The following is a 20,041-nucleotide window of genomic DNA, read 5'->3' as shown; positions in this document are numbered from 1 at the left end:
ACGTCATGGGATTCACGCGCGCCGAACTCGAGTCGTACATCGGTTCACACGTCGACGATCTCGTCGGCCCCGACCTGAAGCTGTTGTTCGTCGGGATCAACCCCGGCCTCTGGACGGCGGCGACCGCCACGCACTTCGCTCACCCCGGCAACCGCTTCTACCCGGCGCTGTCGCTCGCGGGGATCATCGAACGCGACATCGATCGCGGCCGCGGGATGTCCGACGTCGATCGTCGCCATCTGCTCGAGCGTGGCATCGGCATCACGAACGTCGCGCACCGGGCGACGGCGAAGGCGAGCGAGCTCACCGCCGACGAACTGCGCGAAGGCGGCGAAACGCTTCGTCGGTTCGTCCGCGAGCACCGCCCCGTGGTCGTCGCCGTGGCCGGTATCACGGCGTTCCGGACCGCCTTTCGTCAACCGCGAGCGGTGATGGGGGAGCAGCCCGACGGTTTCGAGGGAAGCAGTTTGTGGCTCGTGCCGAATCCCAGCGGACTCAACGCCCACGAAACGGTCGAGACGCTTGCAGCGAAGTACGCCGAGGCAGCGCGCGCCGCCGGCGTCATCTGAACTCACCCGATCGCGGCAGCCGGGCCGACGTCGACGGTGGTCGGGTCCGACGTGGTGAGCAGCCTGCGACGACGTCGTCGCGATCATTCGGACTCGCAACTGCCAGACTGCAACGGTGAGCGCTCCGATCCGCGTGGCCTATGCCGTCGAGCAGTGTTGGCACGACACGCCGGGCGGCACAGCGGTCGCAGCGCTCGCGGTGGCCGACGAACTCCTCCGCCGTGACGACGTCGACCTGCGCTTCGTCGCGGGCAAGCATCCCGTCCCGCCTCGCCCTCCGTACGTTCCCGGCGGTCCGGTCGCGATGTTGCCCCTCGCACGCCCGTGGCTCTACGAGGCATGGACCCGCCTCAACTGGCCCAAGGTCGAGTCGGTCACCGGCGCCGTCGACGTCGTGCACGCGACCGGGCTGATCCCGGCGGCGACCGCCAGCCCACTCGTGGTGACCCTGCACGACGTCGCGTTCGTGCACAGCCCCGAGAAGTTCACGAAACACGGAGCGCGGGTGATGCAGCGCAGCCTCGCCGTCATGCGGCGCCGGGCGGCCAAGATCGTGTGTTCGAGCCAGGCGACGTTCGACGACCTCGTCGACCTCGGCGTCGCTGCCGACCGGTTGCGACTCGTGCCCCTCGGCGTCGACGCGAACGTCGTGATCGACGACGACGCCGTGGCGCGGGTGCGGCAGGCGCTCGACCTCCCCGAGCGGTTCGTGTTGTTCGTCGGCACGATCGAGCCGCGCAAGAACCTCCGGCGGCTCTCCGAGGCGATGGCCGCGATCCAACGCACCTGTGACGATGCGTTGCCGCTCGTCGTCTGCGGCGCCGACGGGTGGGGCGACGTCGAGGTGTCGACCGACGCCGACGTGCGCTTCGTCGGATTCCGGACCGACGACGAACTCCACGCGCTCTACGCCGCCGCCACGGTCTTCGCCTACCCCAGTGAGCGGGAGGGATTCGGTCTGCCGGTGCTCGAAGCGATGGCCCGAGGGTGCCCGGTGGTGACCAGTCGGGGCACGTCCACCGAGGAGGTCGCCGGTGGCGCCGCCGTCCTCGTCGATCCGTTCGACGTCGAGTCGATCGAGGCGGGCATCGCCACGGCGCTCGACGATTCGGAGGCGATGGTCGAGCGCGGGAGGCGACGAGCCGCAGAAATGACGTGGGGTGTGGCCGCCGAACGCACGTTGGCGGTCTACCGTGAGGTGGCATCATGACCGACCCGACCGTGATCGACGAGCAGCGGCCCGACGATTTCGACGCGCCGAGCGGCGCACCGGCCGTCGGCGCTCGGCTGTCGGCCACCAACGTCGGCGTCAACCTGCTGTGGTGCGTGCCCGGTGAGGTCGGCGGTTCCGAGCAGTACCTCGTGCGACAGCTCCTCGGCCTCGCATCGCAACCCGCCGAGTTCGTTCCGACCATCTACTGCCTCCCGGCGTTCGTCGATGCACATCCCGAGCTCGCCCGGTTGTACCCGATGGTCACCGCCAAGATCACCGGGACCGATCGGCCCCGACGCGTGTTCGCCGAACACACCTGGCTTGCGCGGCGTACTCGGTCGGCCGACATCGTGCACCACGGTGGCGGCACGGCGCCGCGTCTCGGTGGCGGCCCGATCGTGCTCACCGTTCACGACCTGCAGTACGAGACCTACCCGGAGTACACGAGTGCGACGAAGCTCAAGTACCTCCGAGCGGTCATGCCCCGATCGGTCGCCCGCGCCTCCGTCGTGACCGTGCCGACCGAGTACGTGCGCTCGACCGTCGTCGATCGGTTCTCGATCGACCCGTCGCGGGTCGTCGTCGTCCGCCACGGCGTCGAGCCGACGATCGGTTCCGGGGCTCCCAGCGAGTTCGAACTGCGTCGTGACTACGGCCTCGGAAGCGGACGAGTCATCGTGTTCCCGGCGATCACACACCCTCACAAGGGCCACCTGTTCCTGCTCGAGGTGATGCGCCGGTACTGGGACGATCCCGACCTGCGGTTGGTGATGCTCGGTGGCGCCGGGGTCGCCGACGCCGACGTCATGGCGATGATCGAGAAGCTCGACCTGCAGCGCCGGGTCGTACGTCCGGGGCGCGTGCCCGACAGCCACCGCGACGGCCTGGTCAGCCTCGCCGACGCCCTGGTGTTCCCGAGCGAGTACGAAGGGTTCGGAGCGCCGGTCGTCGAAGCCATGGCCCTGGGCACACCGGTCGTCTGTTCCGACCAGGCCGCGCTCGCCGAAGTCGTCGGCGACGCGGCACTGGTCCTGCCGCGCGAGGTCGACGCCTGGGCCGGAGCACTCGATCACGTCGCGGCCAACGCGTCCGACATGCGCGCCGCCGGTCGTCGGCGAGCCGCACAGTTCACCTCGGCGAAGTCGGGGGAGGGCTTGGCGCAGGCCTACCGACTCGCAGCGACCATCGACGCGTGACCGTGCCGCACACCAGCGCTGCGGCGCCCGACACGGGCGTCGGCGTCATCGTCCTCTGCCCGCACTTCGCGCCCGACAACGCGCCGACCGGCACCGTGATGACCCGCATCGTCGACGAACTCGTCGAACGCGGTCACCGAGTCCACGTCGTCACGTCGCTGCCGTGGTATCGCAACCACGAGATCGAGGCCGGTTGGACCGGCAAGCTCGTGCGACGAGAAGACACCGCGTGGGGGTCGATCACCCGTCTGCACCCGTTCCCCGGTGGCGACAAGTCGAATCTGCCGCGGCGAGCCGCAGGCTTCGTCGCCTACTCCGCGCTCGCCGGTCTCCACGGCCTGCGAGCCGGAGGCTGGTTCCGGCGGGCCGACTGTGTCATCGCGATGTCGCCGCCGCTCACCCTCGGCATCACCGGGTGGCTCGTCGCACGCCTCCGGCGTTCGTCGACGATCTTCAACATCCAAGACGTGTTTCCCGATGCCGCGATCGAGACGGGCGCCATCACCAACCGGACCGTGATCGGCGCGGCGAAGATGCTCGAACGATGGAGTTACCGGTTGGCCGATGCGGTCACGGTGCTGTCGATCGACCTCGCCGACAACGTCCGGGGCAAGCTCGCCGACCGTCATCACGCGTCGGTGCACGTGATCCCGAACTTCGTCGACACCGAGGCGATCCAGCCCGGCGATCGGGCGACGCCGTACCGGGCCGAACTCGGGCTCGGCGACGGTCCGGTCGTGCTCTACGGGGGCAACGTCGGGTTCTCCCAGTCGCTCGACCTGGTCCTGGCGGCCGCCGAGGCGATGCCCGACGTGACGTTCCTGATCAACGGTGACGGCGCTGCCAGGGCCTCGCTCGAAGCAGCGGGGTCGCACCTCGACAACCTGCACTTCGCGGGATACATCGAAGCGCACCGACTCGGCGAACTACTCGCGACCGGTGACGTGCACGTGGTGCCGCTCAAGGCCGGTCTCGGCCGGGTGTCGGTGCCGTCGAAGACCTACTCGATCATGGCGGCAGGGCGGCCGGTCGTCGCGGCGATCGACCCGGACACGGCGGTTCCGGTGATGCTCGAGGAGTCGGGTGGCGGTGTGGCGGTACCTCCCGACGACGCTGCGTCGTTCATCGCGGCACTCCGCGCCATGATCGACGACGGTGATGCAGCTCGTAGCGCCGGTGCGGGCGGGCGAGACTGGGTGGTCGCCAACGCCTCTCCGGCGGCGGTCGGCGAGATGTACAGCACGCTGATCGAGCGTTTGCGGCGCTGACAACTCCGACGGGCGACCTGCCTTTGTGCGCCGCCCCCGCTAGCCTGCCGATCCGTGGCACCCTCCTCGTCATCAACCAAGAAGGCCGCTCGTCTTGCTCAGAAGGGCAAGGGGCAGAAGGTCCGTTTCCAGGGCGGAACGTTGTTCCCCATGGCCGTTGCCATCGTGATCGTCCTCGGACTCGCGCTGGTGATCTACGCGCGCCAGAGCCGCCCGGCGGCCGATGCGTCGGCGCCGCGGATCGACGACCACTGGCACCACGTGTACGGCTTCTACCTCTGTGACACGTGGTTCCAGCTCGAAGGTGACGGCGAGGCGCTCGACGTCAACGGTCGCCCGACCAACGTGCAGTACGCCCGCAGCGGCATCCACAGCCACGACGACGGCATCATCCACTGGCACCCGTTCTCGTCGGTGTCGATCGGGAGCCGCGCCCGCCTCGGCGTGTTCCTCGACGTGTACGACGTCGACATCAGCACCACCAAGCTCGAGTTCCCCGAAGAACAGCGCCCGTTCCTGCCGTACCAGCAGGAAGACGGCGTGTTCGAGAACGGTGAGACCGAGTGCAACGGTGAAACGGGCGAACTCAAGGCCGTCGTGTGGGAGAACTTCTCCGACACCGACAGCGGCGACACCGTGATCGCCGACTACGACAACATCCGACTCGATCAAGACGCCATGGTCGTGGCGATCGCCTTCGTCACCGACGACGAAGACGTCACGATGCCGCCGTGGGCGCCCGAACTCGAGGAGCGAGCGCAGATCGACGGCGGTCAGCTGAGCAGCAACGAGTTGTTCCCCGGTGCCAACGTCGACGAAGACGGCAACATCACCACCGACGACGGTGAAGAACTGACGCCCGACGACGTCGGCCCCGCCGTCGACGACACCGATGACGCCGACGAACCGGCCACCACCGACGCCGGCGATGCCGACTCCGAGGAGCCGGCGACGACGGATGCGGCCGACGAACCGGCCACGACCGACGCCGATTCCTGATGCGCGCCGTCGTCCTCGTCGGCGGCTTCGGCACCCGTCTGCGGCCGCTGACGAACACGGTGCCCAAGCCGATGCTGCCGGTCGGTCATCGCCCGATGATCGCCCGACTCATCGACCGGCTCGCTCGCGGTGGCGTCACCGACGTCGTCCTGGCGCTCGGGTTCAAGCCCGAGCCGTTCATCGAAGCGTTCCCCGACGGCCGATGCGGTGACGTCTCGCTCACCTACGCGGTCGAACCCGAACCCCTCGACACCGCCGGGGCGATCCGGTTCGCCGCAGAAGCGGCAGGGATCGACGACACGTTCGTCGTCGCCAACGGCGACGTCATGACCGACCTCGACGTCGCCGGCCTCGTCGCCACACACCGCGCAGCCGGCGCCGAAGCGACCGTGCACCTCATCGGTGTCGACGACCCGTCGGCGTTCGGTGTCGTCGAGATAGCCGACGACGGATCGATCCGCCAGTTCGTCGAGAAGCCGGCGCGCGGAACCGAACCGAGCAACCTGATCAACGCCGGTACGTACGTGTTCGAGCCCTCGGTGCTCGCTCGGATCCCGTCGGGAGTCCGCGTGTCGATCGAGCGTGAGACGTTCCCCAGCATCGTCGCCGACGGCGGCATGTTCGGACACTCGACCGACGACTACTGGATCGATGCCGGCGTGCCCGACCTCTACCGGGCGGCGAACCTCGACCTGCTCGGTGGCCGCCGCGTCCACGAATCCGCCGAGGCCTTCGCCCCCGGGGCCGACGTCGACCCGGCGGCGACCGTGACCAACACGCTGGTCGGTGCCGGAGCGAGAATCGAGGCCGGTACGACCGTGGTCGATTCGGTCATCTTGCCGGGCGCTCACATCGGTGCTCGAGCGCAGGTGGAGTCGTCGCTGATCATGGGACGCGTTGGCGCCGATGCCACGGTGATCGAGTCGATCATCGGTGCCGACGGAACGCTCGACGACGACGATCACCTGGCGTACTCGACCCTGCCCGAAGTCGATTGACCCCGGTCGTCGGGGCGGGTTCTCGAACCCGACGGAAGTAGCTTGCTTCGATGAACATCGTGGTGATCGGAGGTGCCGGCTTCATCGGCTCACACCTCGTCGATCGGCTCCTCGCCGAGGGGCACACCGTCGATGTGATCGACGACCTGTCGACCGGCACGCTCGGCAACCTGGCCGACGCTCGGGCGATGAGCTCGACCGGCGGACAGCTCAAGATCCATCATCTCGACGCGCTCTCCGACGAAGCCGACTCGCTGTTCGGCATGCGGCGACCCGCGCTGGTCTACCAGTTGGCGCTCTTCTCGCGTGCCGATCGGTCGGCGAGAAGCCAGGGCCGCGGTTTCGACGCTGCGCTGGCGACCATGGAAGCGGCGCGACGTCATGGCGTGGCCAAGGTCGTTGCCGCCGTGCCGGCCTCGTCGCTCTACGGGCAGCCACCTGCGTCGGCGCTGCCGATCAAGGAGAGCGAACTCGCTCCTCGCGGCGTGCGCGGTGTCGTGGCGCGAGCGGTGGTCGACCTGATGTCGACGTACCGCGAGCGCGACATGATCGAGTTCAGCGCGATGGCGCTGGCGACGGTGTACGGCCCCCGACAGCGTCCGGACGGCGGTGTGGTCGCCGCGTTCCATCACGCCGCGTCGACCGGAGTGGCACCGACGTTCCATGGCGACGGTCGCCAGAGTCGCGATCTGATCTACGTCGACGACGTGGTCGACGCACTCGTGCGAGCCGGCGAGCGGGGGAGCGGGCTGGTCATCAACATCGGCACCGGCGAGCAGACCACGGTGCGCGAGCTCTGGACACTGGTGAGCGGCGGCGCCGGGCTCCCGCCCGAGACGGCGCCCCCGGCGAGCGACGATCTTCCTCGGTTCGCGGTGTCGCCCGTGCGGGCGCGGATCCATCTGGGCTGGTCGCCGTGGACCGACCTGGCGACGGGACTCGCCCGCCTGCGATCAGCCGGCTCCGACTGAGTGCAACGCCGCCATCGCCAGGTCGTAGGCGACCTGGGGCTCCGACATGATCGAGGGTTGCACCACGCAGCGTAGGCCTTCGGCTTCGACCGCGTCGGCGAGCGCGGCGTCGGCGGGGTCGATCACGAGCACGCTCGCGATCGGCGCGTAGAGCCGTGCGACGCCGACCACCGTCGGCTCGTGGCCGAGCTCGGTGAGCATCCGGTCGGCCGGGCCCTTGAGCGCCGCCCCACCGACGATCGGCGAGATCGCGACGCAGTCGTCGCGGCGTGATGCCAGCAGGTCCTCTGCTCCGGGGAGCGACCGGATCGGTCCGATCGACACGAGCGGGTTGGAGGGCGCGATCATCACCACCGACGCCGACGCGATCGCATCGTGAGCCGAGGGGCCCAGGTCGGCCTCGCCGTCGAAGCGGACGCTCGACACCGGTACCGAGTGGTGGAGTCGCACGAAGTAGTCCTGGAACGACACCTCCGTACCGTCGTCGGCCAGCGTGACCATCGTGGAGCATCGCTCGTCCGACATCGGAATCAGCCGGATCGGCACGGTCCACGCTCGCCGTATCTCCTCGGTCACTTCGGTGAGGGTGGCACCTTCCGCGAGTCGAGCAGTGCGATAGAAGTGCGTGGCCAGGTCCTGGTCGCCGAGCCCGAACCAGCGAGGAGCGGCGCTCGATCCGTCCGGGCGCACCTCCTCGTACCGCTCGAGGGCGGCCATCGCCGTCCAGGTCTCGTCGACGAGGCCCCAGCCGCGTACCGGGTCGATCGCGTTGGCCAGCGTGTACGTGACCGTGTCGAGATCGGGGGAGATCGACAGACCGTGCAACACGGTGTCGTCGCCGGTGTTGACGACGGCGTCGATGCGTTCGGGGTCGACCGCCGAGATGACGGCACGGAGGAATCTGGCGGCGCCGACGCCACCCGAGATGACGGCGATGCGGTCGGTGCTGGTGCTCATGCGTCGTTCGCGACTTTCCGGTAGAGGTCGAGGTAGGCGGCGGATGTGGTCGTCCACGAGAATCGGTCGGCGTTGGCGTGGCCCTTGGCGACGAGTTCGTCGTGCCGACGGTCGCTGGTGACGATCCAGTGGAGATTGGCGGCCAGGGCGTCGGCGTCGTTGGGCGGGCTCAGCAATGCCCCGGTGCCGGCGATCTCGGGGATCGAGCCGGCCGACGAGGCGGCCACGGCGGTGCCGGCGAGCTGCGCTTCGAGAATCGGAAAGCCGAAGCCTTCGTCGAGCGACGGGTAGGCCAGCGCTCGTGCCTCGGCCAGGAGCCAGCGCTTCTCGACGTCGCTCACCCGGCCGAGGCGATGGATGCGGTCGGTCACCGCCGCGTCGAGCGACTCGATCGTGCGGTCGATCGTCGCTGCGTCGTCGCCCGCTCCGCCCGCGATCACCAACCGCACCGTGGGGTGCTCGGCGGCGACCCGTGCGAAGGCGTCGAGCAGCTTCGGGACGTTCTTGCGGCGTTCGAGTGTGCCGAGGCTCAGCACGAAGGGCGTGCTGTCGAGGCCGGCGAGACGGGGAGGGGCGGCGGGTGGTTCGGAGGCCGCTCCGGCCGGCGGTTCGTCGAGCGTTGCGAGCGGCGGCCCCAGGTGGATGACCGACACGCGATCGGTGTCGAACAGGTCACGTACACGGTCGGCAGTGGCCTGCGACGAGGTGACGACGTGAGTGCCGCGGCCGATCGAGGCGGTCAGCACCTCGCCGGCCCGAGCGACCACCGGATCCGCGTCGCCGGGGTGGTCGAGGAACCAGCAGTCGTAGACCGACACGATGCTCGGGCAGCGGGTCGGAGGAACGACGTAGTTGGTCCCGTGGACGACGTCGGGGCGTCCGAGCCAGCGGTCGAGCTTGGGCCACGACGCCTTGGCCCACAGGCGATGTGCCGCTGCGGCCGGGAGTGGGAGGCGGCGTGTCGGGGGAGTGACCGTCGCGCGTGTCGACGTGAGATACGGGGCGAGTGTGAGGTCGGAGCCGGACTCGTCGAGCGACCGGAGCAACCAGTCGACCGCGTTGCCGACACCTGTCCGAGGCCCGTGGAGCGGGCCCTCGTCGATCGCCACGGTGACCACGACGAGGATCGTACCGTTCGACCCGGCCGGCTCCCGACCACGGCCGAGACAGTGCTCGGGTGATCCCCCTCCTAGACTCCCGGCCCTATGCCACGCGCCTTCATCACCGGAATCACGGGCCAAGACGGCCAGCACCTCGCGGAGTTCCTGCACGGTCGGGGCTACGACGTCTACGGGATGATCAAGGGGCAGAACAACCCTCGGGCGAGCAAGCTCCAGGAGGAGATGCCGTTCGTCGAGTTGATCTCGGGAGACCTCGCCGACCTGCCGTCGCTCGTCGCGGCGCTGCAGCAGGCGCAGCCCGACGAGGTGTACAACCTGGGTGCGATCAGCTTCGTGGCGCTCTCGTTCTCGCAAGCCGAGCTCACGGCCAACATCACCGGGTTGGGCGTGCTGCGCATGCTCGAGGCGATCCGCATGGTCGGCGGCACCCGAGACAACCCGATCCGGTTCTACCAGGCGTCGTCGTCCGAGATGTTCGGCGAGGTACGCGAGACCCCGCAGACCGAGTTGACGCCGTTCCACCCCCGTTCGCCGTATGGCTGCGCCAAGGTGTTCGGCCACGACATCGTCGTCAACTACCGGGAGTCGTACGGCCTGCACGCCTCGTCGGGCATCCTGTTCAACCACGAGGGACCGCGGCGCGGTATCGAGTTCGTCACCCGCAAGGTCACCAACGCGGCTGCTCGCATCAGCCTGGGTCTGCAACACGAACTGGTGATGGGCAACCTCGACTCGAAGCGCGACTGGGGCTACGCCGGCGACTACGTCAAGGGCATGTGGCTCATGCTGCAGCAAGACGAGCCCGACGACTACGTCCTCGCGACCGGCGAGACGCACTCGATCGAAGAGCTCGTCGTGCGGGCGTTCGGCGAGGTCGGTATCGACGACTGGCAGAAGTACGTCCGACAGGACCCGAAGTTCTTCCGGCCCGCCGAGGTCGATCTGCTCATCGGCGACGCCTCGAAGGCCAAGGAGAAGCTGGGCTGGGAGCCCGAGGTCGACTTCCCTGCGTTGGTCAAGATGATGGTCGAGAACGACCTCGCCCTCGAAAAAGCCAAAGCCGGCCTCTAGCCCGCCGGCCGCCACGCCGGAGACGGTCAACTGGTGTCTGACACCGGTTGACGGTGTCTGACACCAATTGATGGGCGGTTCAGCTCTCGAACGGCTGGTCGGTGATGGCTTCCATCACCGAGGCCTGGTCGGGGATGACGCCCGAACGCAGACGTGAGCGAAGGGCCACGGCGAACGTGATCAGCGCGGCGACCGACGACGCCAGCAGTCCGATCTCGATGCGGCGGAAGAGTTCGTCGCTCGCCAGCCAGGTGACCACGACGAACGTGACCACGCCGATGCCCCATCCGGCTGCGACCAGTGCATGGCCCTTGAGCGCGATCACCGCCTGTGCGAACGCCAGCGCCATCATGTAGCAGGCGCTGCCGAGGGCGAGCATGGCGAGCGTGCGACCGGTGAGCTCGGCGTCGTACACGATCTCGATCGCCAGCGGACCGAGGACGAACGCTCCCGAGGTGCCGATGACGCCGACCGCGAGCACGACGTACATCAGCTTCTTCAGACCGGTGCGGAACTCGGTGAGCTGGCCCTGCGCCGCCATGCGGCTGAGACCGGGGAGCAGCGCGGCCTGCACCGCCTGGAAGAGGAACAGCGGCACACGGGCGAGCAGCACGCCGTACGAGAAACGGGTGACGAAGCCGCCTTCGTTGTCGGCGGCGAGGAGGCTCGCGGTGATCGGGCCGGCGTTGAGCAACGATGCCGCGAAGACCGAACCGAGGAGCAGCCAGCCGAGGTTGGGGGTGACCTCGTTCCAGTCGGCGGGGGAGCCGTCGTCGAACTCCTCGACCGCGCCGCCGTCGTGGCGGGCGTCGGCGTCGGTGAGGCCAGCGGCCTCCGGCAGTGGGGGTGTGGCGGGCCGGAGGCGGCGAGCGATCGGTTCGAGTGCGCCTCGGCGCCACACGTAGGCGACCGCGAACAGCGGCGACACGGCGACCGCGAACCCGTAGGCGCCGGCGGCTTTGATGCCCACGGCGGCGAGCAGCACACAGAGGATGATCCGCACGACACCGTCGGAACCCATGATGATCGCGTAGTCACGGAAGCGGCCGCTGCCGGAACACACGCCGCGAGCGAGGTGCGCCGGGGCGTACGCGATGAACGTGGCGATCAGCGCAAGGACCATGATCGAGTCGCCGTCGAAGTAGTCGCTCGCGATCAGCGGACTGGCGGCGAGAATCGCCAGCACGATCACCGCAACGAGCATGATGCTCAACCGGACGACCTTCTGGATGACCGGCTTGGTGCCGTCACCGACCGCCCGTCGCTGCGCGAGCGCTCGGCCGAGTTCTTGTTCGAGCGGGAGGAAGAAGCCAGGTGCCAGCGCGAACGTCGCGAACCACAGCGAGACGATCGGCTCGAACTGTTCGTCGCCGCCGACGGCGCTCTTGCCGACGAGGAAGAACGCGTACGTCGCGACGCCCGCGATGATGAGCGCGATGCCGACGGGAATGGTGCCCTCGGGAACCGGAAGGCGATTCCGACTCGGCGCGCTCGGGCTGGTGGATTGGCTCGTCACGGAAGAAGGGAGGCTATCGCTGTGCCCGGGCGTGACGCGTGTCGCTCAGCGCTCGTCGAGGTCGCGCAGTGCGCGTTCGATCTCACGGCGACGGACCTGGAGACGCTGATAGGCGAGTACGCCGAGCCCGACGGCGGTGTAGGTGACCTCTTTGGCGTTGTCGGCAGCGGTACTCGACACGGCGCCGCCGATCGACCGAATGGTGCGCACCGTTGGAGCGAGGTCGAAATTCGTGAGATCCACCGACGGAAACGTGGCCATGTGACACACGCTACCGGCGTCGGGGTGCCCGGTTTGCCGAGGTCGGCACCACTAACCTCGCTTGATCGTGGAACCAGAGTCTCAGCACGCACCGCCGGTCGTGGCGGTCGTCGTCGTGCACGAACCGGGGGAATGGTTCGAGGAGACGCTCGGCGCGTTCGCCGCCCAGGACTATCCCAACCTTCGCTTCCTGTTCCTGCTGACCGAGTCGTCGGTCGCCGCGCAACAACAGGCGGCGTCGGAGATGTCGGCGAACAACGACGACACGGGCAGCATCGCGCTCGAGTCGCACATCGAGACCGTCATCAAGATGCGTTTGCCGAAGGCCTTCGTCCGGTCGCTCGGTGCCAACCCCGGTTTCGGTGCCGCCGCCAACGAGGTGCTGCGGCTCGTCGAAGGTCAGAACGGGTTCTTCCTGTTCTGCCACGACGACGTCGCTCCCGAGCCCGATGCGGTCCGGTTGCTCGTCGAGGAGCTCTACCGGTCGAACGCCGGACTCGTCGGCCCGAAGATCGTCGACTGGGACGACCCGAGCCGGTTGCAGACCGTCGGGCTCGGTTCCGACCGATTCGGTGAGATCGATCAGCCGATCGAGGAAGGCGAGGTCGATCAGGAGCAGCACGACGGCGTGCGCGACGTGTTCGTGCTGCCGTCGGCGTTCTTCCTGGCCAGAGCCGACCTGTTCCGCGAGCTCGGAGGTTTCGACCCCGACATCGACTTCTCCGGCGAAGACCTCGAACTCTGCTGGCGAGCGCACCACAGCGGCGCTCGCGTCGTCGTGGCCCCCACGGCGAAGGTCCGCCATCGGGGCGAGTTCGCCGAACGGCGTCCCGATCTGGCGAGCCAGACGCGCGCCGCCCGCAATCGCGTGCGCACGGTCGTCACGCTCACCGGTCGGGCGAGGCTTCCCGGGCGGCTCCTCGAGCTGGTGGTGCTCACCCTCGTCGAACTCGTGGTCGGTCTCTTCACCGGTCGGTTCCGCTCGGCGGTCGCATCGCTGCGAGCGCTGGTCGGTCTCGTTCCGCGCATCCCGTCGATCATCAGCCGTCGCCGTGCGATCGCCGGGGTCCGTCAGGTGCCCGAACGCGAGGTGCTCGGGCTGCAGCAACGCGGCAGCGCACGACTCGCCTCGTTCCTCCGGAGCCGTGAGACCTCCACGTTCGTCGGTGCCGAGAACAACGTCCGTCGTTGGCGTCAGAGCACGACGGCGCCGGTCTTCGCCTGGGTCGGTGTGCTGGTGGCGCTGGCCTTCGGGAGTCGCTCGTGGTTCGCCGAGGGCATCCCGACGGTGGGCGAGTTCCTGGCGTTCCCCGAGAGCCCGCGTGAACTGCTGAGCAGCTACACCAACGGTTGGAACCCGAACGGCCTCGGAGCGACCTCACCGAATCCGACGGGCTGGGGCACGCTGTCGGTGCTGTCGACCGTGACCTTGTTCCGCATGGGGCTGCTGCACACCATCTTCATCCTCGGACTGGTCGTCGTCGGGCTCACCGGGCTGTGGAAGCTGGCCACGGTGTTCCCCTCGACGCGCGCCCGGATCGCGGCGCTGCTCGTCTACGCCGCCAGCCCGCTGGTTGGTGGCGCCATGGCGATCGGTTCGATCGACACGCTGGTCGCCTACGCGTCGGCGCCGTGGATCATCCACACGCTGCGCCGCGCCGTCGGTGTGGCCACCGCCGATCCCGACACCGCCACCAGCGATCTGGCCGACGGTCTGCTCGAACTCTCGTGGCCCGAACGACTTCGTCGCACGCTCCAGGCGGGCATCGTGGTCGCGCTGGCCGCCGCGTTCACACCGGCGATGCTGATCGTCGCGTTGGTCATCGCGATCCTGCTCGCGCTGTCGTCCCTGCTGGCGCTCGCGCCGTGGCGCACCGCTGCACAGTACGGCGGGCTCGGATGCCTCGCGGTTCTGGTCGGTGCCGTGCTCAACCTCCCGTGGATCACGTCGTGGTCGTGGGAGTCGATCTCGGGGCCGACGCCGATCGGAGATCCTGGACGCGGACTCGGTGCACTCGCCGCGTTCGAGGTCGGTCCGACCGACTTCGCCTACCTCGGCCTCGCGCTCTACCTGCCGGTCCTCGCGGCGGTACTGCTCGGGCGAGCCTGGCGCCTCACGTGGGCGATCCGCTCGGCGGCGATCGTCGTCACCTTCGGTGTACTCGCTGTGCTCGCCGACCGCGGGAGCCTGCCCGTCGCCGCACCCGAGGCGGGTGTGCTCCTGGCCCCGATCGCCGTCGGGCTCGCGGTGTCGGCCGCCGCGGCGCTCGCGGCGTTCGACCTCGACGTTCGCGGCGGCACGTTCGGTTGGCGCCAGCCGCTCGGGTTGCTCGCCAGCACGGCGGTGCTCATCGGCCTGGCACCCGGTGTCTACTCGATCGGTGACGGGTCGTGGAACGCTCCGACCACCACGCTCGCGGATCTGATCGACCGCACGCTGCCCGATGTCGACGACACCGACGGGGACGGTGACTTCAACGTGCTGGTTCTCGGCGACGCCCGGATCCTCCCGCTCCAGGGAACCGAGTACCGCGACGGCATCTCGTACAACGTGCTCAGCGACGACGGCCTCGACGTGCGAGATCGGTGGGCGGCACCGTCGACGCGTGGTGACGACATCATCGTCGACGCCCTCGACCAGATCGCTGCCGGATCGACCCAGCGTGCGGGTCGGTTGCTCGCTCCGCTCGGCATCCGGTTCGTCGTCGTGCCGAAGTTCGACGGTGTGATCTCCACGCCGGCCGATCCGCTGACACCGCCGCTCGGTCTGAGCGACGCGATCGACGAGCAACTCGACGTCGTCGCGTTCCCCGACCTGCCGACGGTCGACGTCTACCAGAACAGCGCCTGGCTGCCGACGGTGTCGCTGCTGACCGGCCCGACCGCCGAGGCGAGCACGTCGGCGGGCGACGTGTCGCTGGTTCGAGCCGACCTGACCAACGCGACGCCGGCCTTCGTCACGAGCGATCACCTGTCGGAGGCCGTCGACGACCTTGAGGTCGGAACCCTGCACCTGGCGGTGCCGTACGACTCGAACTGGAAGCTCACCGTCGACGGCGTCGACATCGAACCCCGCCGAGCGTTCGGCGTGACGACCGCGTTCGACATCACCGAACCGGGCGTCGGCACCCTCTCGTACGAGTCGCCGGGCTCCCGGTCGCTGCTGGTCGGCGTCCAGATCGTGCTCTGGCTCCTCGCTCTGTTCGCTGCCATGCGGGTCTCGGTGCCGTTGGCACGTCGACGAGTGGCCGCGATCGACGACGAGACCTTGATCTCGCTCGACGACGCTGCCAGCCCGCTTCCCGTCGGTCTCGACCCCGGGCTCGACATGACCGGGTCGATCGGTGTGATCGCCGATCCGGGCTTCGATCCGGATGGCGACCCGGATGCCGACGCGGTCGTGGCCGAGTCGGTGACGGCGATCGAGGAAGAGTTCGCCGCCGAGCGTGAGAGCGGTGTCGATCTCGCGATCGATGCCGACGCGGTCGACGCGGCACCAGCGGCCGACGTCACAGACGGTTCCGCACCAGCCGCACCCGGTGCGCCGGATGACGATGGATCCGATGACGATCCGGAGGTACCGGCATGAGCCGTCGAGCGTTCCCCGCAGCGATCCTGTTGGTCGTGTCGATGATCGGCATCGTGTTGATCGGCCGCGACACCGACCCCGCACCCACACCGTTCTTCTCCGAGACCGGCGGCACCTGGATGCCGGCGGTCGGCGCCTCCGGCAGCCTCACCGGCAGCTGGTTCTGCCCCGGAGTTCCGGCGACCGGCGAAGCCGGTGTCGGTGGCAGCGTGGTGGTGTCGAACCGCGACGACGCTCAGCTCGTCGGGCGCTACATGATCCTCACCGATGACGGTGTGGTCGCCGACCGGGAGTTCAGCGTCGGACCGTGGGCGCAGACCCGCATCGACGTCGACGCGACCGTGCCCGACCCGACCGCGTTCGCCAGCATCGTCGTCGAGATCGACGGCGGCGGCGGCTTCGTCGAACAGATCGCCAACCATCCGGCGGGCAACTCGGTCGCCGCGTGCTCCAACGACACGTCACCGACGTGGTATCTGGCCGACGGGTTCACCGTCGACGGCAGCATCGACACGTTGGTGCTCACCAACCCCTTCGACGAGCCGGTGGTGGCGAACCTCCGGTTCTCGACCGAAGAGCGAGAGTCGCAACCCGGTCAGTTCAAGGGCTTCACCGTGCTCCCGCGCACGGTTCGGACCATCCCGATCGCCGAGCTCGGTGCTCGTGACGAACCGATCATCGCCGTGTCGGTCGAGGCGACCGCCGGTCGTCTCGTCGTCGGACGGGCACAGCACTACGTCGGAGGCGGACGACTCGGGTATGACGTCTCGCTGGCAGCGCCCGAACTTCGCGACCAGTGGTGGTTCGCCGATGGTGAACGCAACGACGGGATCAGCGAGACCTACTCGATCTACAACCCGACCGACGACGACGTCGAGGTCACCGTGTTCTTCGGTGGTCTGCCGCTCGATGCCGGCGTCGAAGATCTCGACCCGATCGTGATCGGGCCACGGCGTGTGGTCGTGTTCGACCCGTACGCCGACCCCACCATCACCGGTCCGCTGGCCGGCGACGACGCGTTCACCCCGGTGGACGGCGACGAGGCCGGTGACGATGGCAGTGGCGACGGCGAGTTCGTCGACTTCGCGACGGCGATCGGCGAGATTCCGCTCGGCCGTCACTCGACGGTGTTCTCGACGCTGGCGCAGCCGTCGATCGTGGTCGAACGGGTACTCACCCGTCCGGCCGGTGAATCCGTTGCCACCTCGGTCGTGATGGGTGCCCCGCCCCGGCCCGACGGGTACGTCGCGAGCGTGTGGCACATGGGTGTCGGCCCGACCGTGGCCACCGAACAGGCGCTCGTCGTCTACAACATCGACCAGTCCGACGCCACGGTCACGGTCGAAGCCGTCGGCCCCGGCGGTCCGTCGGTCGTGCCGAGTCTGTCGGAGATCCCGCTGGCGCCGGGTTCGATCATCACGATCGACCTGGTCGACCCGGACGTGCTCGGCCAGGAACTGATCGTCTCGTCGACGAGTCGTGTCTTCGTCGAGCGTTTGCTGCCCCGTGGCGGCGACCTCGAGGGCCGATCGGGCTCGTTCCTGCTGCCCGCCAGCAACTGAGTGCGGCATCGCTCGACCGGGCGTGTCGATAGCCTGACGGACGTATGACTCGCCTGCTGATCGCCGTCGTGATCATCCTGCTCGCCGCAGCGGTCGCAGAGGTCGTCAAGCGTCGGCGCGTCCCCGATGCGCCCACGCAGCAACGGTTCAACGTGCCCGAACAACTCGACCGCGCCGACTTCGTGCGACCCGACGCTCCGTGGCTCGTCGTCACCTTCTCGTCCGACACCTGCGACAAGTGCGCCGAGGTCGTGAGCAAGGCGGCCGTGCTCGAAACGAACGAAGTGGCCGTGGCCAACATCGACTTCCTCGCTCAGCGAGAGCTCCACGAGCGGTACCGGATCGACGCGGTGCCGACGCTCGTCATCGTCGACGCCGCCGGCGTCACGCGCAAGAGCTTCCTGGGCCCGATGACCGCCACCGACCTGTGGGCGGCCGTCGCCGAAGTTCGCGAGCCGGGCAGCACGCCCGACGGCTGCGGCAACCACGCTCCGTCCTGACCCAGTCCCGAGCGAACAGGTGCGCCGGCGAGGCCGCAGACGCGGGTGGTCGCTGCAACAGCCCGACAGAGCGGCACAACGGCCGAGCGGTGAGCCAGACGCCCCGACCGCCGTTGGGCGGTACGGGGCGATCGGCGTCAGCGGACGATGATGTCGTCGAGCGTCGAGGCGCTCTCGCCCGACTCGATCATGCCCTGCTGGATGAGGTTGGCGACCGTCGGGCCGTCGATCGTCTCGTGCTCGAGCAACGCTTCAGCGATGAGTTCGAGGCCACGACGGTGCCGGGTGAGGATGTCGTGGGCCCGCTGCTCCTGGTTGGTGAGCAGCTTCGAGATCTCCTCGTCGAGCAGCTTCGCCGTGTCGTCGGAGTACTCGCGCCCCGAGCTCATCAGGTCGTCACCGAGGAACGTGGCCTGCTGGCCGCTCCAGGCCTGCGGCCCGACGCGATCGGACATGCCCCACTCACGCACCATCCGGCGGGCGATGCCGGTGGCTTGTTCGAGGTCGTTGGCGGCACCGGAGTTGAGATGGCCGAAGACGACCTTCTCGGCGACGCGGCCACCCATGGCCTTGCAGATCGTGTCTTCGAAGTACTCCTTCGAGTACGTGTGCCGCTCCTGCGGAAGCGACCACGTGACGCCGAGCGCCATACCGCGAGGCAGGATCGTGACCTTGTGGAGCGGATCGCCGTTGGGCAGCACCGTGGCGAGCAGCGCGTGACCGCCCTCGTGGTACGCCGTGGCCCGCTTCTCTTCGGCCGACATGATGACCGACTCGCGCTGTGCGCCGAGCACGACGCGGTCGCGAGCGTTCTCGAAATCGATGCGTTCGATCTCTTGCGAGCCGCGACGCACGGCGACGAGTGCCGCTTCGTTGACGAGGTTGGCGAGATCGGCGCCGGCCATGCCGACCGTGGCCTTCGCCATGGTCTCCATGTCGACGTCGGCGCCCATGCGCTTGTCACGGCTGTGGACCTTGAGGATGGCCTTGCGCTCGTCGGACTCGGGGAGCGGCACGACGATCTGGCGGTCGAAACGACCGGGACGCAGCAGTGCCGGATCGAGGATGTCGGGACGGTTGGTCGCCGCCATGATGACGATGCCTTCGCTGGCCTCGAAGCCGTCCATCTCGGCGAGCAACTGGTTCAGGGTCTGCTCACGTTCGTCGTGACCGCCGCCGAGGCCGGCGCCGCGCTTGCGACCGATCGAGTCGATCTCGTCGATGAAGATGATCGCCCGACCCATGCGACGGGCCTGCTGGAAGAGATCGCGAACACGGCTGGCGCCGACGCCCACGAACATCTCCATGAAGTCGGAGCCGGTGACCGAGAGGAAGCCGACACCCGCTTCGCCGGCGACGGCGCGAGCGAAGAGCGTCTTGCCGGTGCCGGGAGGGCCGACGAGGAGCATGCCCTTGGGGACGCGAGCGCCGATCTCCTTGAAGCGTTCGGGCATCCGCAGGAAGTCGACGACTTCGGTGATCTCCTGCTTGACGCCCTCGTAGCCGGCGATGTCGGCGAACGTGGTCGACGGTTTGTCGGTGGTGTATGCCTTGGCCTTGCTCTTGCCGATCGACATCACGCCACCCATCTGTCCGGCAGCACGACGCTGCATCCAGACGAGGAAGCCGATGATCAGGAACACCGGGAGCATGAAGCCGAGGAGTCCGAGCAGCCAGTTGTTGCTCGGCGGGGTGAACTCGAGATCGACGCCACGTTCGCGCAACAGCGCTTCGTCGGCCTCGGACAGGCCGCGGTCGCCACCGCCCGACGTGTTGTAGTCGCCACCGGCGGCGAACTCGCCGGTGATCTTGCCCGAACCGGTGTTGACGTCGGCGGTCTCGATGTTGCCGGCCTCGACCTGGTTGATGAACTCGGTGTAGGTGAGGCTCTCACCGTCGTTGCTCGGCCAGAAGCTGGGGATGAGCAGCGCGGCGAGCGCCACGCCGGCGATGATCCAGAATCCCCACTTCGGGAACCCGGACTTCGCCTCGCCCGAACCGCCGCCGTCGGCGTTGCCCTTGGGCTTGAAATCGTTGCGGGGCGCAGGGCGATCCGGCTTGCCGGCACCGCGTGAGCCTCGGCCGCGGCTGCCTCCAGGGGGCGGGGGAGGAGGGGGTGGAGGCAGATTACTCATGCCCCAATGATACGGGACGGGGGTGGCGAAGGCGGTCCACAGCTCGCTGAACACACCGAAAACCGCTGTGGGAGATTTCACGGCCGTGTCGGGAATACGCCGACGACCGCGCGTG

General features: G+C 68.6%; 16 protein-coding genes. 11 read left to right on the top strand and 5 right to left on the bottom strand.

Annotated elements, in window-relative coordinates; translation table 11 throughout:
• The first annotated feature begins 5 nt into the window (after window positions 1-5).
• The 7 genes from YM304_RS14390 to YM304_RS14360 all read left to right on the top strand — a co-directional run bounded on the left by YM304_RS14390 (window position 6) and on the right by YM304_RS14360 (window position 7,214).
• Entirely contained in the window at window positions 6-569 is a 564-nt protein-coding gene (locus YM304_RS14390) for a mismatch-specific DNA-glycosylase (protein ID WP_015442429.1), read from the top strand.
• A 115-nt stretch (window positions 570-684) separates the two neighbouring features.
• Window positions 685-1,779 carry a glycosyltransferase family 4 protein gene (locus YM304_RS14385; protein ID WP_041298325.1) on the top strand — a complete coding sequence of 365 codons (1,095 nt, stop codon included), beginning with the start codon at window positions 685-687 and terminating at the stop codon, window positions 1,777-1,779.
• The gene (locus tag YM304_RS14380) at window positions 1,776-2,978 is read left to right on the top strand and encodes a glycosyltransferase family 4 protein (protein ID WP_015442427.1); all 1,203 of its coding nucleotides are present in this window, start codon (window positions 1,776-1,778) and stop codon (window positions 2,976-2,978) included. The genes YM304_RS14385 and YM304_RS14380 overlap by 4 nt, the downstream gene beginning before the upstream one ends.
• A complete protein-coding gene (locus YM304_RS14375) occupies window positions 2,975-4,246 on the top strand; it encodes a glycosyltransferase family 4 protein (protein WP_231897595.1) in 1,272 nt (423 codons plus the stop codon). The genes YM304_RS14380 and YM304_RS14375 overlap by 4 nt, the downstream gene beginning before the upstream one ends.
• Before the next feature lie 54 nt (window positions 4,247-4,300).
• Complete coding sequence (locus tag YM304_RS14370) at window positions 4,301-5,245, top strand: hypothetical protein (RefSeq protein WP_154723468.1); 945 nt, start codon at window positions 4,301-4,303, stop codon at window positions 5,243-5,245.
• Window positions 5,245-6,243, top strand: a complete 999-nt coding sequence (locus tag YM304_RS14365) for a sugar phosphate nucleotidyltransferase (protein ID WP_015442424.1) — start codon at window positions 5,245-5,247, stop codon at window positions 6,241-6,243. Before YM304_RS14370 ends, YM304_RS14365 begins: the two co-directional genes overlap by 1 nt.
• A gap of 50 nt (window positions 6,244-6,293) precedes the next feature.
• Window positions 6,294-7,214: an NAD-dependent epimerase/dehydratase family protein gene (locus YM304_RS14360; protein WP_015442423.1), complete on the top strand. Its 921-nt coding sequence runs from the start codon at window positions 6,294-6,296 to the stop codon at window positions 7,212-7,214.
• On the opposite strand, the gene cofD is transcribed toward YM304_RS14360, so the two are convergent.
• Together cofD and YM304_RS14350 are read right to left on the bottom strand one after the other, a co-directional pair.
• Window positions 7,197-8,171 carry a 2-phospho-L-lactate transferase gene (gene cofD / locus YM304_RS14355; protein ID WP_015442422.1) on the bottom strand — a complete coding sequence of 325 codons (975 nt, stop codon included), beginning with the start codon at window positions 8,169-8,171 and terminating at the stop codon, window positions 7,197-7,199. The two genes, YM304_RS14360 and cofD, sit on opposite strands and share 18 nt — an antisense overlap.
• Window positions 8,168-9,289, bottom strand: coding sequence for a glycosyltransferase family 4 protein (locus tag YM304_RS14350; RefSeq protein WP_015442421.1), 1,122 nt, complete (start codon window positions 9,287-9,289; stop codon window positions 8,168-8,170). Before YM304_RS14350 ends, cofD begins: the two co-directional genes overlap by 4 nt.
• An 87-nt stretch (window positions 9,290-9,376) precedes the next feature.
• On the opposite strand from YM304_RS14350, the gene gmd reads away from it, so the two are divergent.
• Entirely contained in the window at window positions 9,377-10,363 is a 987-nt protein-coding gene (gene gmd / locus YM304_RS14345) for a GDP-mannose 4,6-dehydratase (protein WP_015442420.1), read from the top strand.
• A 79-nt stretch (window positions 10,364-10,442) separates the two neighbouring features.
• Here the strand turns inward: gmd and YM304_RS14340 are convergent, their stop codons facing one another.
• Together YM304_RS14340 and YM304_RS14335 are read right to left on the bottom strand one after the other, a co-directional pair.
• Window positions 10,443-11,879 (bottom strand): lipopolysaccharide biosynthesis protein, encoded by a 1,437-nt coding sequence (locus YM304_RS14340; protein WP_015442419.1) that lies wholly within the window; start codon window positions 11,877-11,879, stop codon window positions 10,443-10,445.
• A 45-nt stretch (window positions 11,880-11,924) separates the two neighbouring features.
• Window positions 11,925-12,122 (bottom strand): hypothetical protein, encoded by a 198-nt coding sequence (locus tag YM304_RS14335; RefSeq protein WP_162142077.1) that lies wholly within the window; start codon window positions 12,120-12,122, stop codon window positions 11,925-11,927.
• Window positions 12,123-12,207: 85 nt separating this feature from the next.
• Here YM304_RS14335 and YM304_RS14330 point away from each other — a divergent pair, with 85 nt between their 5' ends.
• The 3 genes from YM304_RS14330 to YM304_RS14320 are packed head-to-tail and all read left to right on the top strand — an operon-like array spanning window position 12,208 to window position 17,791.
• On the top strand, window positions 12,208-15,729 hold the full coding sequence (locus YM304_RS14330; RefSeq protein WP_162142076.1) for a glycosyltransferase: 3,522 nt from the start codon (window positions 12,208-12,210) through the stop codon (window positions 15,727-15,729).
• Window positions 15,726-17,291: a DUF5719 family protein gene (locus YM304_RS14325; protein ID WP_015442416.1), complete on the top strand. Its 1,566-nt coding sequence runs from the start codon at window positions 15,726-15,728 to the stop codon at window positions 17,289-17,291. The genes YM304_RS14330 and YM304_RS14325 overlap by 4 nt, the downstream gene beginning before the upstream one ends.
• Before the next feature lie 44 nt (window positions 17,292-17,335).
• Window positions 17,336-17,791, top strand: a complete 456-nt coding sequence (locus YM304_RS14320; RefSeq protein WP_015442415.1) for a thioredoxin family protein — start codon at window positions 17,336-17,338, stop codon at window positions 17,789-17,791.
• A 137-nt stretch (window positions 17,792-17,928) separates the two neighbouring features.
• On the opposite strand, the gene ftsH is transcribed toward YM304_RS14320, so the two are convergent.
• The gene (gene ftsH, locus YM304_RS14315) at window positions 17,929-19,926 is read right to left on the bottom strand and encodes an ATP-dependent zinc metalloprotease FtsH (protein WP_015442414.1); all 1,998 of its coding nucleotides are present in this window, start codon (window positions 19,924-19,926) and stop codon (window positions 17,929-17,931) included.
• Window positions 19,927-20,041 lie beyond the last annotated feature (115 nt).

It is taken from the genome of Ilumatobacter coccineus YM16-304, from assembly GCF_000348785.1.
Lineage (GTDB): Bacteria > Actinomycetota > Acidimicrobiia > Acidimicrobiales > Ilumatobacteraceae > Ilumatobacter_A > Ilumatobacter_A coccineus.
Note: the sequence above shows the minus strand (reverse complement) of the source record. Positions and strands in the feature narration are given on the sequence as shown.

Coding starts and splice junctions, on each gene's coding strand:
- YM304_RS14360 (WP_015442423.1), top strand. CDS start 6,294: ATGAACATCGTGGTGATCGGAGGTGCCGGCTTCATCGGCTCACACCTC.
- YM304_RS14390 (WP_015442429.1), top strand. CDS start 6: ATGGGATTCACGCGCGCCGAACTCGAGTCGTACATCGGTTCACACGTC.
- gmd (WP_015442420.1), top strand. CDS start 9,377: ATGCCACGCGCCTTCATCACCGGAATCACGGGCCAAGACGGCCAGCAC.
- cofD (WP_015442422.1), bottom strand. CDS start 8,171: ATGAGCACCAGCACCGACCGCATCGCCGTCATCTCGGGTGGCGTCGGC.
- YM304_RS14325 (WP_015442416.1), top strand. CDS start 15,726: ATGAGCCGTCGAGCGTTCCCCGCAGCGATCCTGTTGGTCGTGTCGATG.
- ftsH (WP_015442414.1), bottom strand. CDS start 19,926: ATGAGTAATCTGCCTCCACCCCCTCCTCCCCCGCCCCCTGGAGGCAGC.
- YM304_RS14320 (WP_015442415.1), top strand. CDS start 17,336: ATGACTCGCCTGCTGATCGCCGTCGTGATCATCCTGCTCGCCGCAGCG.
- YM304_RS14365 (WP_015442424.1), top strand. CDS start 5,245: ATGCGCGCCGTCGTCCTCGTCGGCGGCTTCGGCACCCGTCTGCGGCCG.
- YM304_RS14380 (WP_015442427.1), top strand. CDS start 1,776: ATGACCGACCCGACCGTGATCGACGAGCAGCGGCCCGACGATTTCGAC.